The organism is Paraburkholderia sp., assembly GCF_035501035.1.
Classification (GTDB): Bacteria; Pseudomonadota; Gammaproteobacteria; order Burkholderiales; family Burkholderiaceae; genus Paraburkholderia.
The window spans coordinates 1-14612 of record NZ_DATJWR010000278.1; the positions used below are offsets into that span (position 1 = coordinate 1).

14 protein-coding genes are annotated in these 14612 nt (G+C 67.8%); 10 read left to right on the forward strand and 4 right to left on the reverse strand.

Translation table 11 applies throughout. From position 1 onward, the window contains the following. Window positions 1-28 precede the first annotated feature (28 nt). The 10 genes from VMJ11_RS20405 to VMJ11_RS20450 all read left to right on the forward strand — a co-directional run bounded on the left by VMJ11_RS20405 (window position 29) and on the right by VMJ11_RS20450 (window position 10983). On the forward strand, window positions 29-697 hold the full coding sequence (locus tag VMJ11_RS20405; protein WP_325621265.1) for a haloacid dehalogenase type II: 669 nt from the start codon (window positions 29-31) through the stop codon (window positions 695-697). Window positions 698-788: 91 nt separating this feature from the next. Beyond that, the gene (locus VMJ11_RS20410; protein WP_325621191.1) at window positions 789-2063 is read left to right on the forward strand and encodes an FAD-binding oxidoreductase; all 1275 of its coding nucleotides are present in this window, start codon (window positions 789-791) and stop codon (window positions 2061-2063) included. 82 nt (window positions 2064-2145) lie between these two features. Continuing rightward, window positions 2146-3774, forward strand: coding sequence for an ABC transporter substrate-binding protein (locus VMJ11_RS20415; protein ID WP_325621192.1), 1629 nt, complete (start codon window positions 2146-2148; stop codon window positions 3772-3774). Between the two features lie 69 nt (window positions 3775-3843). Further along, window positions 3844-4800 (forward strand): ABC transporter permease, encoded by a 957-nt coding sequence (locus VMJ11_RS20420; RefSeq protein ID WP_325621193.1) that lies wholly within the window; start codon window positions 3844-3846, stop codon window positions 4798-4800. Beyond that, on the forward strand, window positions 4797-5753 hold the full coding sequence (locus tag VMJ11_RS20425) for an ABC transporter permease (protein WP_325621194.1): 957 nt from the start codon (window positions 4797-4799) through the stop codon (window positions 5751-5753). The genes VMJ11_RS20420 and VMJ11_RS20425 overlap by 4 nt, the downstream gene beginning before the upstream one ends. Then, window positions 5750-7615: an ABC transporter ATP-binding protein gene (locus VMJ11_RS20430; RefSeq protein WP_325621195.1), complete on the forward strand. Its 1866-nt coding sequence runs from the start codon at window positions 5750-5752 to the stop codon at window positions 7613-7615. The genes VMJ11_RS20425 and VMJ11_RS20430 overlap by 4 nt, the downstream gene beginning before the upstream one ends. Further along, window positions 7612-7932 (forward strand): (2Fe-2S)-binding protein, encoded by a 321-nt coding sequence (locus VMJ11_RS20435; protein WP_325621196.1) that lies wholly within the window; start codon window positions 7612-7614, stop codon window positions 7930-7932. Before VMJ11_RS20430 ends, VMJ11_RS20435 begins: the two co-directional genes overlap by 4 nt. Continuing rightward, entirely contained in the window at window positions 7911-9464 is a 1554-nt protein-coding gene (locus VMJ11_RS20440; protein WP_325621197.1) for an NAD(P)/FAD-dependent oxidoreductase, read from the forward strand. Before VMJ11_RS20435 ends, VMJ11_RS20440 begins: the two co-directional genes overlap by 22 nt. Further along, window positions 9461-10630 carry an FAD-binding oxidoreductase gene (locus VMJ11_RS20445; RefSeq protein ID WP_325621198.1) on the forward strand — a complete coding sequence of 390 codons (1170 nt, stop codon included), beginning with the start codon at window positions 9461-9463 and terminating at the stop codon, window positions 10628-10630. Before VMJ11_RS20440 ends, VMJ11_RS20445 begins: the two co-directional genes overlap by 4 nt. 2 nt (window positions 10631-10632) lie before the next feature. Continuing rightward, the gene (locus VMJ11_RS20450) at window positions 10633-10983 is read left to right on the forward strand and encodes an AraC family transcriptional regulator (RefSeq protein ID WP_325621199.1); all 351 of its coding nucleotides are present in this window, start codon (window positions 10633-10635) and stop codon (window positions 10981-10983) included. A 108-nt stretch (window positions 10984-11091) separates the two neighbouring features. On the opposite strand, the gene VMJ11_RS20455 is transcribed toward VMJ11_RS20450, so the two are convergent. The 4 genes from VMJ11_RS20455 to VMJ11_RS20470 form a co-directional block, all read right to left on the reverse strand. Next, window positions 11092-11436, reverse strand: a complete 345-nt coding sequence (locus tag VMJ11_RS20455) for a cupin domain-containing protein (RefSeq protein WP_325621200.1) — start codon at window positions 11434-11436, stop codon at window positions 11092-11094. A 36-nt stretch (window positions 11437-11472) separates the two neighbouring features. Beyond that, window positions 11473-12444, reverse strand: a complete 972-nt coding sequence (locus VMJ11_RS20460) for a succinylglutamate desuccinylase/aspartoacylase domain-containing protein (RefSeq protein WP_325621201.1) — start codon at window positions 12442-12444, stop codon at window positions 11473-11475. Then, window positions 12441-13913, reverse strand: a complete 1473-nt coding sequence (locus tag VMJ11_RS20465) for an NAD-dependent succinate-semialdehyde dehydrogenase (RefSeq protein WP_325621202.1) — start codon at window positions 13911-13913, stop codon at window positions 12441-12443. Before VMJ11_RS20465 ends, VMJ11_RS20460 begins: the two co-directional genes overlap by 4 nt. A gap of 187 nt (window positions 13914-14100) precedes the next feature. Beyond that, the gene (locus VMJ11_RS20470; RefSeq protein WP_325621203.1) at window positions 14101-14601 is read right to left on the reverse strand and encodes an Lrp/AsnC family transcriptional regulator; all 501 of its coding nucleotides are present in this window, start codon (window positions 14599-14601) and stop codon (window positions 14101-14103) included. Window positions 14602-14612 lie beyond the last annotated feature (11 nt).

A 14612-nucleotide genomic window follows, 5' to 3' on the forward strand; every position in this document is an offset into this window, starting at 1 on the left:
GGGTTCATCACACGAAAGGATTGTCATCATGATCGATTTCGAGCCGAAGTACATCACGTTCGACTGCTACGGCACGCTGACGAAGTTCCGCATGGCCGACATGGCGCGCGAGATGTACGGCGACCGCCTCAAGGGCGCGGATCTCGAGAAGTTCGTCGCGTTCTTCGCGGGCTATCGCCGCGACGAAGTGCTCGGCGCCTGGAAGCCGTACCGCGACGTGATCGTCAACTCGGTGCGCCGCACCTGCAAGCGCATGAACGTGGAGTTCAGCGAAGCGGAAGCGGAGAAGTTCTACCTCGCCGTGCCGACGTGGGGCCCGCACCCAGACGTGCCCGAAGGGCTTTCGCGCCTCGCGAAGAAGTACAGGCTCGTGATCCTCTCGAACGCCTCGGACGATCAGATCCAGAGTAACGTGGACAAGCTCGGCGCGCCGTTCCATCGCGTGTTCACGGCGCAGCAGGCGCAGTCGTACAAGCCGCGCATGCAGGGCTTCGAGTACATGTTCGACCAGCTGAACTGCAACCCCGGCGACGTGCTGCACGTTTCGTCGAGCCTGCGCTACGACCTCATGACGGCGCACGACCTGGGCATCAAGCACAAGGCTTTCGTCAAGCGCGGCCACGAGCCGGGTACGCCCTACTATGAGTACTACGAAGTAGAAACCATTGGCGAGCTCGCGACGCAGCTTGGCCTGTGACCCGCAAAGGCTTGCGCCACAGCCCGCCGCATTTGGACCCTATGCACCGCTCACCTGATTCGCCCGTTGTTTCCAGAACCGAGGTTGCCCGATGAAGCTCGATTCCTACTGGCTCGATACCGCACCTGCCGGACTCCTCGCGAGCGAGGGGGCGGTGGATGGCCGCGTGGATATCGCCGTGGTCGGCGGCGGTTTCACGGGCCTTTCCGCGGCGCTAGCATTCGCGCGCCGCGGGGCGAGCGTCGCGGTGCTGGACGCGGGCCGCATGGGTGGCGGGGCATCAGGGCGCAACGGTGGGCAGTGCAACACGGGCGTGGCGCAGGACTACGCGGCGCTGCGCGAGCAACTGGGCGTAGAGCGCGCGCAGGGCTGCTACCGCGCCTATGCGGCGGCCGTGGATACGGTGGAGCGGCTCATTCGCGAGGAGGGCATCGATTGCGACTATCTCGCCTCGGGCAAGCTCAAGCTCGCTGCGAAGCCGCATCACCTCGACCACCTCGAACGCACGGCCGAGCTGATTCGCCGCGAGGTCGATCCGGACGTCGAGATCATCGGCCGCGAGCGCATTCGTAGCGAAGTGGACTCGGACAGCTTCTTCGGTGGTCTGCTCCAGAAGCACGGCGGCCAGATGCACATGGGCCGCTTCGCGGTGGGGCTCGCGAACGCGGCAGCGCGGCGCGGCGCGAAGCTGTATGAACACGCGGCGGTGGCGTCGATCGCGAAGGAGGGCGGCGCATACCGCGTGGAGTCCTCGCGCGGCACGCTGCGCGCGCAGCAGGTCCTCATCGCAACGGGGCCTTCGCGGCACGGGCCGTTCGGGTGGTACCGGCGGCGCCTCGCGCCGGTCGGCTCGTTCATCGTCGTGACGGAGCCGCTGCCCCCCGCCCAGCTCGCGCAGCTCTTGCCCCAACGCCGTTCGTACACGACGAGCCGGCTCATGCACAACTACTTTCGCGTGACGCCGGATTCGCGTCTGCTGTTCGGCGGCCGCGCGCGCTTCACGGCGTCGGAGCAGCCTTCCGATGCAAAGAGCGGCCGCATCTTGCAGCGCAATCTTGCACAGCTGTTTCCGGCGCTGGCGAGCGTGCGCATCGACTACTGCTGGGGCGGGCTCGTGGACATCACGGCGGACCGTTTGCCGCGCGCCGGCCAGCACGACGGCGTGTGGTTCTCGATGGGCTATAGCGGCCACGGTACGCAGATGTCGACGCACATGGGCCAGATGATGGCCGAAGTGATGAGCGGCAACGCCGCAGCCAATCCGTGGCGCGATTTCGCGTGGCCCGCCATACCCGGCCACACGGGCAAGCCGTGGTTTTTGCCGCTCGTCGGCGCGTACTACCAGATCAAAGACGCCTTTTACTGAACCCGCTTTTCCAGCAATTCCACACAAAACACAGCCTCGTTACGGCGAGCTGCGGCCCCCACATCTGACGCGGAGAAGTTTCATGAGCATCGATAAATCGCCTGTAGAACTGGTCGACTCGCTGGCCCACGCGGGCGTGCGGCTCGAGGAATTGACACGGCGTGGCGCGTCGCGCCGCGATCTGCTTCGCGTGATGCTCGCCGGCGGCATGATGTCGATGACCGGCGCGGGCTTGCTCGCCGCGAGCGGCGCGGCCCTCGCGCAGGAAAAGCCGAAGCAGGGGGGCAAGATTCGCGTGGCGACGCAGTCTGCGTCCGCATCGGATACGCTCGATCCCGCGAAGGGCTCGGTATCCACCGACTACGTTCGCGCGAACATGCTGTACAACGGCCTGACCGAGTACGACTCGCACCTTGGCGCGCAGATGGCGCTGGCGCAGTCGCTCGAGACGAAGGACGCGACGGTGTGGGTCGTGAAGCTGCGCAACGGCGTGCAGTTCCACGACGGCAAGACGCTCACGCCGGCCGACGTGGTCTACTCGCTGATGCGGCACAAGGACGCCGCCGTCGGCTCGAAGGTGAAGACGCTCGCCGACCAGTTCCAGGACGTCAAGGCGACGGGCCCGAACGAGGTGACGATCACGCTCCAGGGCGCGAACGCCGACCTTCCCGTGATCCTTGCCGACTCGCACTTCATGATCCTCAAGGCGGGAACCAGCGATTTCAAAACCGCTGTCGGCACTGGGCCGTTCAAGCTGAAGGAGTTCGCGCCGGGCGTGCGCACGGTCGTCGTGCGCAACGAGCACTACTGGAAGCCGGGCCTGCCGCATCTCGACGAAATCGAGCTGGTCGGCATCGGCGACGAATCGGCGCGCGTGAATGCGCTGCTCTCGGGCGACGTGCAGCTCATCAACCAGGTCAGCCCGCGCTCGACCGCGCGCATCAAGGGCACGCCGGGCTTCGCCGTGCAGGAGACGAAGACGGGCCAGTACACCGATCTCATCATGCGCGACGACGGCGGCATCACGGGCAACGAGGACTTCCGCCGCGGCATGATGCACCTGTTCGACCGCGAGCAGATCCGCAATACCGTGTTCCTCGGTTACGGCGAGATCGGCAACGACCAGCCTATCGATCCGACCAACAAGTACTACTACGGCGGCTTGCCGCAGCGCACGTACGACCCGCAAAAGGCGAAGTTCTACTTCCAGAAGGCGAAGCTCGGCAGCACGCCGCTGCAGGTGTATGCGTCGCCGGCCGCGGACGGCTCCGTCGAAATGGCCATGCTGCTGCAACAGGTCGCGCCGCAGGCCGGGCTGAACGTGCAAGTGGTGCGCACGCCGGCCGACGGCTACTGGTCGAACCACTGGATGAAGCACCCCATCACGTTCGGCAATATCAACGCGCGCCCGAGCGCGGACGTGATCTTCACGCAGTTCTTCAAGTCGGATGCGCCGTGGAACGAGGCGAACTGGAAGGATCCGAAGTTCGACCAGTTGCTGCTTGCCGCGCGCGGCGAACCCGACGACACGAAGCGCAAGAAGATTTACGGCGACATGCAGGTGCTCGTGCATAGCGACGGCGGCATCGGCATTCCGCTGTTCCTCAGCTCGATCGATGCGCGCACAACGAAGCTCAAGGGGCTCGGCTCGATTCCGATCGCGGGGCTCATGGGCTTCAAGTTTGCCGAGAACGTCTGGCTCGAGGCTTGATGTGCGCGGCCGGGCTCGCGCCCGGCCACCGAATCCCACGCTTCACAAGGTCCAGAGAGGCGATATCCGATGAAAGCTCACGCGCAACGACTCATTGCGGCGCGGCTCGGCCTCGCGGTGCTCACGCTGCTGCTCGTTTCGGCACTCGTGTTCGCGCTGACGGGCCTGTTGCCCGGCGACGCCGCGCAACAGGCGCTCGGCCAGGCGGCCACGCCCGAGCAGGTGGCCGCGCTGCGCCATCAGTTCGGCCTCGACCAGCCCGCGTTCACGCGCTACCTGCACTGGCTCGTGCAGGCCGCTTCCGGCAACTTCGGCACGTCGCTCTCGAACAACCTGCCGGTGAGCCAGCTCATCGCCACGCGCCTGCCGAATTCGCTCGTGCTGGCCGGGCTCACCACGCTCGTTTCTGTGCCGCTCGCGCTCGCCATCGGCATCTTTTCCGCCGTGTTCCGCGGCTCGCTACTCGACCGCGCGCTGAACGTGCTCACGCTTTCGGCCGTGGCCGTGCCCGAGTTCCTGGTCGCCACCATCGCAGTGCTGATCTTCGCCGTGAAGCTGCGCTGGCTGCCCGCGCTGTCGTACCTCTCGGAGGTGGACTCGTTCGGCACGCTGCTGCGCATCTATGCGATGCCCGTGATGACGCTGTGCTGCGTGATCGTCGCGCAGATGGCGCGCATGACGCGCGCCGCCGTGCTCGACCAGCTCGGCGCGCCGTATGTGGAAATGGCGCGCCTGAAGGGCGCCTCGCCCACGCGCATCGTGCTGCGCCACGTGCTGCCCAACACGATCGGCCCGATCGCCAATGCCGTCGCGCTCAGTCTTTCGTACCTGTTCGGCGGCGTCGTGATCGTGGAGTCGATCTTCAACTATCCGGGGCTCGCGAGCCTGATGGTCGACGCCGTGACGAATCGCGACCTGCCGCTCGTGCAGGGCTGCGTGATGGTGTTCTGCGCCGCGTATCTGGTGCTCGTGCTGATCGCGGACCTGTGTCAAATCGTATCCAACCCGAGGCTGCGTCAACGATGAACCGACCCGCCACTTCCCATGCCACGACCGTGCTCTACGCCGCCAGCGAGGGCGAGGACCGGTCCGGCGCCGACGCCGTCAAGGGCGCGCCGCAGGATGTTCCCACCCCGCCGCGCGGACCGTTACGCCGGCTCGCCGGGCGCCTTTCGGTACTCGGCCTGATCGGCCTCGCGATCGTCGTGTTCTGGCTCGGCGTTGCCTTCATCGGGCCGCTCGTCGCGCCCTACAAGGGCGGCGCCATCACCTCCACGGAGATCTTCGGCTCGTACAGCGCGGCGCATCTGCTCGGCACCGACTTTCTGGGCCGCGACATGCTGAGCCGCGTGCTGTTCGGCACGCAGTACACGGTGGGCCTCGCACTCGCCGCCACGCTGCTCGCAAGCGGCATCGGCACGTTTTTCGGCTTGCTCGGGGCGGTGTCGCCGCGCTGGTTCGACGAGGTCCTGTGCCGCGTGTTCGACGCGCTGATCTCGATCCCGAGCAAGGTGCTCGCGCTCGTCGTGATCGCGGCGTTCGGCTCTTCGGTGCCGATGCTCATCACGGTCGCAGCGCTCGCCTATATTCCAGGCGCGTTTCGTATCTCCCGCTCGCTCGCGGTGAACCTGATGACGCTCGAATACGTGCAGGTCGCGAAGGCGCGCGGCGAAGGGCTTTTCTATATCGCCCGCGTGGAAGTGCTGCCGAACATGATCCACCCCATGCTCGCCGACTTCGGCCTGCGTTTCGTGTTCATCGTGTTGCTGCTCTCCGGCCTGTCGTTTCTCGGCCTCGGCGTGCAGCCGCCGGACGCGGACTGGGGCTCGCTCGTGCGCGAGAACATCGGTGGCCTCGCGGAAGGGGCGCCCGCCGTGCTGATGCCGGCCGTCGCGATCGCGACGCTGACCATCGGCGTGAACCTGCTGATCGACAGCCTGCGGCGCCACAGCGGCCGCGCGCATGGAGGCAGAAAATGAACATGATCGAAGTGGCGGGCCTGCGTGTGGTGGCGGGCACGGCGCCCGATCCGGTCGTCGAGATCGTCAAGGGCGTCGACTTCACGGTGAAGAAGGGCGAAGTGCTCGCGCTGATCGGTGAATCCGGCTCGGGCAAGACCACCATCGCGCTGGCGCTGCTTGGCCATGCGCGCGAAGGCTGCACGATTGCGGGCGGCACCGTGAAGATAGGCGGCACCGATGTGCTCGCGCTCGACGAGCGCGGCCGCCGCGCGCTGCGCGCCCGCACCGTCGCGTATGTTGCGCAGAGCGCTTCGGCCGGCTTCAACCCGGCGCGCACAATCATGGACCAGGTGATCGAGCCCGCGCTCCTGCACAAGCTGATGTCGCCCGCGGCGGCGCGCGAGAAGGCGGTGGGCCTCTTTCGCGCGCTCGCGCTGCCTTCGCCCGAAACCATCGGCGCGCGCTATCCGCACCAGGTGTCCGGCGGCCAGCTGCAACGGCTCATGGCCGCGATGGCGCTCATTACCGACCCCGCCGTGGTCGTGTTCGACGAGCCCACCACGGCGCTCGACGTGACCACGCAGATCGAAGTGCTCGCGGCCTTTCGCAAGGTCGTGCGCGAACTCGGCACGACGGCCGTGTACGTGTCGCACGATCTCGCGGTCGTCGCGCAGATGGCCGATCGAATCGTAGTCCTGAATGCTGGTGCAGTGCGCGAAAATGGCACGACGCTCCAGGTGCTGGATGCGCCCACCGACGACTACACGCGCGCGCTGCTGGCCGCGCGCCGGCACCCCGATGCCGGACCACCCGCGGCGAGCCCGGCCGCCCAGGTGCCGCTGCTCGAAGTGCGCTGCCTCGATGCTGGCTACGGCCGCGTCGACGCGAATGGCGTGCCCGCCGTGCGCGTGCTCGAGGACGTGAGCCTGCGCATTGCGCGCGGCAGTGCGCTCGGTGTGATCGGCGAATCGGGTTCGGGCAAGACGACGCTCGCGCGCGTGGTGGCCGGCCTCGTCGATCGCGCGCGCGGCGAGGTGCTGCTCGACGGCGTGCCGCTGCCCGCAACGCTCGCGGCGCGCACGCCCGACCAGTACCGCCGCATCCAGATCGTGTTCCAGAACGCCGATACGGCGCTCAACCCGAGCCGCACGATCGCAGACATCCTCGCGCGGCCCATGTGCTTCTATCACGGCCTGCGCGGCGCGGCCGCACAAAAGCGCATGCTCGAACTGCTGGACCTCGTGAAGCTGCCTGCCTCGCTCGCCAAACGCCAGCCAGGCGGTCTCTCTGGCGGCCAGAAGCAGCGCGTGAACCTTGCCCGCGCGCTCGCGGCCGAGCCCGCGCTCATTCTTTGCGACGAGGTGACGTCCGCGCTCGACACCGTCGTCGGCGCGGCGATTCTCGATCTGCTCGCCGAGCTGCGCCGCGAACTGGGCGTCTCGTACATGTTCATCAGCCACGACATTTCGACGGTGCGCGCGATCTGCGACGACGTGGTCGTGCTGTACGGCGGCCAATGCGTCGAGGCGGGCCAGCGCGACGTGCTGGTCGCACCCCCTTATCACCCGTACACGGGGCTGCTGGTCGATTCGGTGCCGGCCTTGCAGCCGGGCTGGCTCGACGCGCGCCTCGCCACGACCGGCGCGGCGCTTCCGCCGCTCGGGCCTTCGGCCGAGGTGCGGGAACTGTGTGCGTTTCGCGCGCGTTGCCCGGTGCGTATCGACGGCGCCTGCAATCTCACGCCGCCGGCGATGAAGCGGCTGCCTGGCGGCGCGCAGATTCTTTGCCATCACCCGGCCGGCGAACTGGAGCGCCTGCAGAAGGCGCAGGCGGCGCAACTGGCCGAAGCGGCGGAAGCGACGAAGAGGGCCGCGGCATGAATGCACGCTTCGTGAGAGTGGCGGAGGCGGGTCGCCCGACGTTCGACATCGTGATCGACGGCCGCGTGGCGCAGGCCGCGGAGGGCGACACGCTGATGGTCGCGCTGCTCGCCGCACAAGACGCGCTGCGCGATTCCGAATTCGACGAGGGGCGGCGCGCCGGTTTCTGCCTGATGGGCGCCTGCCAGGACTGCTGGGTGTGGACGGCGCAAGGCGAGCGCCTGCGCGCGTGCACGACGCCTGCGGCGCCGGGCATGTCGATCGTCACGCGTAATTCGCTTGCCGGGGAGGGCGTATGGCCGCACGCACAGGGTTGAACGTGGTCGTAATCGGCGCGGGTCCGGCGGGCGTGCGCGCCGCGCAGACGCTGGTGGCCGCCGGGCTGCGGCCCACGGTCGTGGACGAAGGGCGGCGCGATGGCGGCCAGATCTACCGGCGCCAGCCCGAGGGTTTCAAGCGCAGCTACGAGACGCTGTACGGCACCGAAGCCGCTCGTGCGGAGGCGCTGCACGGCGAATTCGACGCACTGCGCGCGCGCATCGACTACCTGCCCGAGACGCTGGTCTGGAACGTTGGGCCGAAGGCCGTGCATCTTGTGAGCGGCGCGCGCTACCAGGAGCTTGCTTTCGATGCGCTGATCGTCTGCAGCGGCGCGACCGACCGGTTGATGCCGGTGCCGGGCTGGCATCTGGCGGGTGCTTATAGCCTGGGCGGCGCGCAGGTGGCGCTGAAGTCGCAGGGCTGCGCCATCGGCGCGCGCACCGTGATGATGGGCACCGGCCCGCTGCTGTATCTCGTCGCGGCGCAATACGTAAAAGCAGGTGCGACGGTGAGTGCGGTGCTCGATACGTCCACGTTCGGCCAGCGTTTGCGTGCGTTGCCCGACCTCTTGCGCATGCCCGCAACATTGCGCAAGGGCCTCACGCTCATGGGCGCGCTGCGTGGCGCCGGCGTGCCGGTGCATCGTGGCGTCACGCCGCTCGCTATCGAAGGCACGCCCGAGCACGGCGTGACGGGCGTGCGGGTGAAACTCGCCGATGGCGACGAGCTTCGCGTCGCATGCGATGCCGTGGCGCTCGGCTACCACCTGCGCTCCGAGACGCAGCTCGCCGATCTCGCCGGCTGCGCGTTCTCGTTCGATCAGGCCGCGCGGCAATGGCTGCCCGAAGTCGATGAGGACGGGCGCAGCAGCGTGCGCGGCGTCTATCTGGCCGGCGACGGCGCTCGCGTGCGCGGTGCCGATGCGGCCGAGCGCGCGGGCCGTCTCGTGGCGCTCGCCGCATTGCAGGACGCGGGCGCGGCGCCCTCCGGCACGCCCGCCGAGGCCGCGCGGCTGCGCAGCGAACTCGCGCGCTACACGCGCTTCGCGCAGGGCCTGCGCAACGCGTTTCCGTGGCCCGCCCACTTTGCGAAGGCGCTCCCGGATCACACCGTCGTGTGCCGCTGCGAGGCGATTACGGCGGGCGAGCTGCGCCACGTCGTGCGCGAGATGGGCGCGACGGAGGCGAATCGCGCAAAGGCGTTTTCCCGCGTGGGAATGGGGCGCTGCCAGGGGCGCTTTTGCGCGCATGCCGGCGCCGAGGTGATTGCCGCGGAGGCTGGCGTGCCGCTCGAAGCCGTGGGCCGGCTACGCGGGCAAGCGCCGGTGAAGCCGCTGACGATGATGGTTAGCGCGGCCACGCAAGGCGTGGACGACGCGCCGGGGCGCGCGCGAGAGGCTGGCCTCACGGCGCAAACGCAAGCACAAACGACAGCACAAGCACAAACGACAACGCAATCGGCCGCACGCGCATGCACGTCCCCGCAAACGCAGCACGGCGCGCCCTGCGCGAAGGAGTTCAGCGAATGAGCGATCGGGCCGATGTGATCGTGATTGGAGGCGGCATCATCGGGACATCGACGGCGTTTTTCCTGCGCCGCCGGAACCGCTCGGTGATCCTGCTCGAACGCGGGCTGACGGGACAGCAGGCGAGCGGCGTGAACTTCGGCGGCGTGCGCCGCCAGGGGCGTGCGCTCTCGCAACTCGCGATGTCCAACCGCGCGCTCGACATCTGGTATCAGGCGAAATCGCTGCTCGGCGAGGATGTCGAGTTTCTGCCGTCGGGCCACACGCGGGTCTGCTACCACGCGCACGACGCCGAGTACTTCCATCGCTATGCCGAGCAAGCGCGCGCGTATGGGCTCGACCTCGAAGTGCTGGACGGCGCCGCGATGTTCCGGCGCTTTCCGTTCCTCGGGCGCGAAGTGCTGGCTGCGTCGATCTCGCCGCGCGACGGCCACGCCAACCCGCGGCTCGCCGCACCTGCGTTCGGCCGGGCGGCCGCGCGGCTCGGAGCGAATCTCGTCGAGAACACCGAGATCGTGCGCGTGGAGAAGGAGGCCGGCGGCTTTCGCGTGGAGAGCGCGACGGGCGCCGTCTGGCGCGCGGAGCAACTGCTCATTTGCGCGGGCGCGTGGGCGAACGCCTTGTCCACGCAATTCGGCGAGCCGGTGCCGCTCGTGGCGCGCGGCCCGCAGATGGCCGTGACCGAGCCGGTGCCGTACCGCTTCATGCATTCGATGGGCGTCTACACGTCGATCAAGGAGGAGAGCGTGTACTTCCGGCAGATCCCGCGCGGCAATCTCGTGCTGGGCGGCGGCGCACCGGGGCCCGCCGACGCGACCACGCGCCGCGCCGGCGTGCTGCCGGGCAACACCGTGCAGCAGATCGCGCAGTTCCGCCGGCTCGTGCCTGGGCTCGCGCCGCTGCATGTGATCCGCGTGTGGAGCGGGGTGGAGAGCTATCTGCCGGACGCGGAACCGGTGATCGGACCGAGTACGACGACGGCAGGCCTCTTCTATGCGTTCGGCTTCAGCGGCTCGGGTTTCCAGATCGGGCCGGGCGTGGGCGAGACGCTCGCCGAGCTGCTCGACGACGGCCAAACCGCCATACCGCTCGAACCGTTTTCAATTGCGCGCTTCGGGCGCGCGGAACCTGTGGCGAGCGTGCACGCATCGACTGCCAGCGAGGCTTGATCATGAACACCGTCAACGCGCCAGCTACCGCGCTTCGCAACGCGCTGGCCTATATGGAAGCGAATTTCGACAGGTCGGTGAGCCTCGCCGAACTGGCCGAGGTGTCGGCGCTCAGCGTTTCGCGATTCGCGGCCGTCTTTCGTCAGCAGGTCGGCCTCTCGCCGTACAAGTACCTGTGCGGCGTGCGCGTGCGCCGCGCGCAAACCCTGCTGCTCGCCGGCGTGCCGGGCGCCGTGGTGGCGACTGAGGTGGGTTTCTTCGACCAGAGCCATCTGGCGCGCCATTTCAAGCGCTTTTGCGGCGTCACGCCAAGCGCGTTCCTGCAGCAGGCGAAGGCGCTCGAAGCGGCTTGAGCGCGCCTGGTCGCAGCGGTAGGGCTCCTTTGCGCACAACGTGAAACGGGCCGGGGAGAACCCGGCCCGCTACCTGACTAAGCGCGTTCGCGCCGCTTCACAGCATGCTCAAAGAATGACGTAGACCTTGCGCATCGCTTCATCGACTTCCCACGTGCCCTCCGTGTTCGCCGCGAAAAAGAGCGTGTCGCCGCCTCTGAAATGCACCGTTGCCTCGCCATCGGGCGTGAAGCGCCCGCTGCCGCTCAGGATGTGCATGACCTCTGCCTCCTTCACCGAGCGGCGGTAAGTGCCGCTCGTACATTCGAATAGCCCGGTGTCGACCGATTCCGTACCCGGAATCACCTTCTGCACGCCGGAAATGCGGATCGCCTGTGCGCCGGCAGCGTTGGCCGTGCCCCAGTCTTCGAGGCCCTGTACGGCAACGCTTTGCATGATCTGCTGGACTTTCATCGTTCGTTCGTCTGATGAGAAAAAGAGGCAGGCACGTCAGCGCGCCTGTTCGATGTGCTGCTCGATCTTGCCGAGGCGCACCACGGTCACGCCCGGCCGCAATTGACGCAGCGACGGCATCACGAGCATGCAGTCGTCGTAGGGCGTACACACCGGCTCGCCGTCGGACCATCCGATCACGGCGCCCGCTTTGGGGAACACTTCGAGCCCGGTGTAGTCGCCCGCGAAACGGAAGTCCATGCTCTTCGCGACCACGGGTTCCGTCACGCGCACCACACGCATGGCGGGCGGCAGCGGCTGGATCCAGCCCGCGGGCAGGTCTGCTTCTTCCACGACGGCCGAGAGCAGCAGAAAGCGCGCGGCCACGTCGCGCGCCACGGTCACGGCGCCCATTTCCCAGTGCTGTCCGCACTCGATCAGCAGCGCGTTCTTCGCGCTCGCCGGGTCGCCGAAGCCCTCGTAATCGCGCATGCGGCGGCCTTCGGGATGGCCTTCGTCGCAAATGACCGTGGCCGGGGCGCCCAGCCGCGCGGAAAGTTCGATGCCCTTGGCGAGCGGCCCCGCGACGATCAACGGCGCGCTCTTCTCGTGCATCGAATGCAGATCGAGCAGCAGATCCACATCGTCGATCACGGGCCGCATCGCGCGGGCCCGGCGCAGCTCGCTCGAATCGCGCGAGAGATCGTCGAGCGTGGCGGCGGTCCATACGCGGTTGAAGTCCTGGTCGACGAAGCGCGCGGCGTCAGGCCGTGCGGCGTCGAAGCGGCGATACGCTTCGACGTTCGCGAACGCGAGCGTGAGCTTGCCGCGCCGCGGGCGCAGGCGCGCGCGCAACAGCGCATCGACGACGAGCGCGCCGCACACCTCGTTGCCGTGCGTGAGCGCGTTGATCATCACGTGCGGCCCGGCCACGCCGGAGTCGAACGTATGCACGTAAGGAACCCCCGTTTCGCTGTGCTCGTGCGCGGCGATGTCGGGAAACGCGACTTCGATCGGATAGGTGCTCATGCAAGCCCTCCCTGGCAGAGGTATTTGATGGAGAGGTAATCGTCGAGCCCGTACTTCGAGCCCTCGCGGCCATAGCCGGATTCTTTCACGCCGCCGAACGGCGCGGCTTCGCTCGCAAGCGCCCCTTCGTTGATGCCGACGATACCGGCTTCGAGCTCTCGCGCAACGCGGTCGATGCGGCGCACGTCCTGGCTGTAGAAGTAGGAGGCGAGGCCATAGGGGATGTCGTTGGCGGCGCGGATCGCCTCGGCTTCGTCGTGAAAGCGGAAGAGCGGCACGACGGGGCCGAAGGTTTCTTCGCAGCTCAGCTGCATCTCGGACGTCGCGCCGGCGAGCACGGTGGGCGCGTACCAGTTCGCGCCCAGTTCGGTCAGGCGCCTGCCGCCCGTGAGCACGCGGGCGCCGCGGCTCACGGCGTCGTCCACGTGGCGGGCGATCTTGTCGACCGCGCGCGCGTTGATCATCGGGCCGATCTGCGCGGCGGGGTCGGTCGCGGGCGCGACCTTGAGCGCGGCGACGCGCGTGGCGAGCCCATCGGCGAAGCGTTCGTAGACGCCCGACTGCACATACACGCGGTTCGGACACACGCAGGTCTGGCCGCCGTTGCGGAACTTCGCGGCGATGAGGCCGGCGATGGCCGCATCGATATCGGCGTCGTCGAACACGATGAACGGCGCGTTGCCGCCCAGTTCGAGCGAGAGCTTCTTCAAGGTGCCCGCCGATTCCTTCGCCAGGTACTTCCCCACCGGCGTCGAGCCGGTGAAGGTGATCTTGCGCACGCGGCTGTCGGTGAGCCAGTCGCCGACGGCTGGCACCGCGTGCTCGCGCGAGGCGCAGATGAGGTTCAGCACGCCGGGCGGCACGCCTGCCTCGTGCGCGAGCATCGCGAGCGCTAGCGCCGTGAGTGGCGTGTCCTCGGCGGGCTTGCCGACCACGGTGCAGCCCGCGGCGAGGGCAGGTGCGATCTTGCGCGCGATCATCGCGAGGGGGAAGTTCCACGGCGTGATCGCCGCGACTACGCCCACAGGCTCCTTGACCGCGCTCATGCGCTTGCCGCGTTGCTGCTGCGGGATCAGGTCGCCATAGATGCGCGTGGCCTCCTCGGCGAACCACGCGACGTAGGACGCGCCATACATCACTTCGCCGCGGCCTTCGTGCAGCGGCTTGCCCTGTTCGAGCGAGATCAGGCGGCCAAGCTCATCCGCGTTCGCGACGATCAGCGCATGCCACCGGCGCAGCACCGCGGCGCGCTCGGCGGGGAGCGTGTCGCGCCAGGCGGCGAACGCGCGGGCGGCGGCATCGGTGGCGGCGCGCGCGTCGTCGGCGTCGCTATCGGCGACTTCGGCGATCGTCTCGCCCGTGGCGGGGTCGGTGACCGCGAAGCGCTTGCCGCCCGCAGCCGCCACCCATTGCCCGTCGATGAAGTTGTCGCTGCGAATCAGTTCGCTCAAGGCGTAACGCGTGGTCATGTGTCGATTCCTTTCCGGCCATTGCCGATAAGCAGGGATTGCATGCCCGGGACGGACGGCGCGCGGCGAGCGCGCCGAAGCGCCCGGCGTTCGAAGCGAAGCGCGCGCGCAAAGATGGCTGCCGCATTCGGGCAGTGAAGGAAGCGTTGGGAGCGCGAGGCGTTCGCCTTCCTCCCGTTGCCGGCGCTCAGGAATGGTGATGCGGTGAGAACAGCGATTCGAGCGGATAGTGCGTCTTGATGAACGACGTCTTGATGATGACGTAGCTGAAGTACTTCTCGATGCCGATGTCGCGCTCCAGCAGCCCTTCGACGATGCTCTGATAGTGGCTTACGCTGCGCGCGACGAACTTCAGCAGATAGTCGTAGCCGCCGCTCGCCAGATGGCATTCGACGACCTCGTCCACCTCGCGGATCGCCTTCTCGAACTTGATGAAGTCCTCGCGGCGATGGTCGGCCAGCGTGACCTCGGTGAATACCACCTGCACGTCGCCGAGTTTTTCGAGCTGGATCTGCGCACCGTAGCCGACGATATACCCCGCCTTCTCGAGACGTTTCACGCGGATCAGACAGGGGCTTGGCGACAGCCCGACTGCGTCGGCCAGTTCGACATTCGTGATGCGCCCCCGCTTTTGCAGTTGCGAGAGGATGCGCAGATCGATTCGGTCCAGCTTGCAGTCGTTGCTCATCGTGACGGGAG

Coding starts and splice junctions, on each gene's coding strand:
- VMJ11_RS20405 (WP_325621265.1), top strand. CDS start 29: ATGATCGATTTCGAGCCGAAGTACATCACGTTCGACTGCTACGGCACG.
- VMJ11_RS20410 (WP_325621191.1), top strand. CDS start 789: ATGAAGCTCGATTCCTACTGGCTCGATACCGCACCTGCCGGACTCCTC.
- VMJ11_RS20415 (WP_325621192.1), top strand. CDS start 2,146: ATGAGCATCGATAAATCGCCTGTAGAACTGGTCGACTCGCTGGCCCAC.
- VMJ11_RS20420 (WP_325621193.1), top strand. CDS start 3,844: ATGAAAGCTCACGCGCAACGACTCATTGCGGCGCGGCTCGGCCTCGCG.
- VMJ11_RS20425 (WP_325621194.1), top strand. CDS start 4,797: ATGAACCGACCCGCCACTTCCCATGCCACGACCGTGCTCTACGCCGCC.
- VMJ11_RS20430 (WP_325621195.1), top strand. CDS start 5,750: ATGAACATGATCGAAGTGGCGGGCCTGCGTGTGGTGGCGGGCACGGCG.
- VMJ11_RS20435 (WP_325621196.1), top strand. CDS start 7,612: ATGAATGCACGCTTCGTGAGAGTGGCGGAGGCGGGTCGCCCGACGTTC.
- VMJ11_RS20440 (WP_325621197.1), top strand. CDS start 7,911: ATGGCCGCACGCACAGGGTTGAACGTGGTCGTAATCGGCGCGGGTCCG.
- VMJ11_RS20445 (WP_325621198.1), top strand. CDS start 9,461: ATGAGCGATCGGGCCGATGTGATCGTGATTGGAGGCGGCATCATCGGG.
- VMJ11_RS20450 (WP_325621199.1), top strand. CDS start 10,633: ATGAACACCGTCAACGCGCCAGCTACCGCGCTTCGCAACGCGCTGGCC.
- VMJ11_RS20455 (WP_325621200.1), bottom strand. CDS start 11,436: ATGAAAGTCCAGCAGATCATGCAAAGCGTTGCCGTACAGGGCCTCGAA.
- VMJ11_RS20460 (WP_325621201.1), bottom strand. CDS start 12,444: ATGAGCACCTATCCGATCGAAGTCGCGTTTCCCGACATCGCCGCGCAC.
- VMJ11_RS20465 (WP_325621202.1), bottom strand. CDS start 13,913: ATGACCACGCGTTACGCCTTGAGCGAACTGATTCGCAGCGACAACTTC.
- VMJ11_RS20470 (WP_325621203.1), bottom strand. CDS start 14,601: ATGAGCAACGACTGCAAGCTGGACCGAATCGATCTGCGCATCCTCTCG.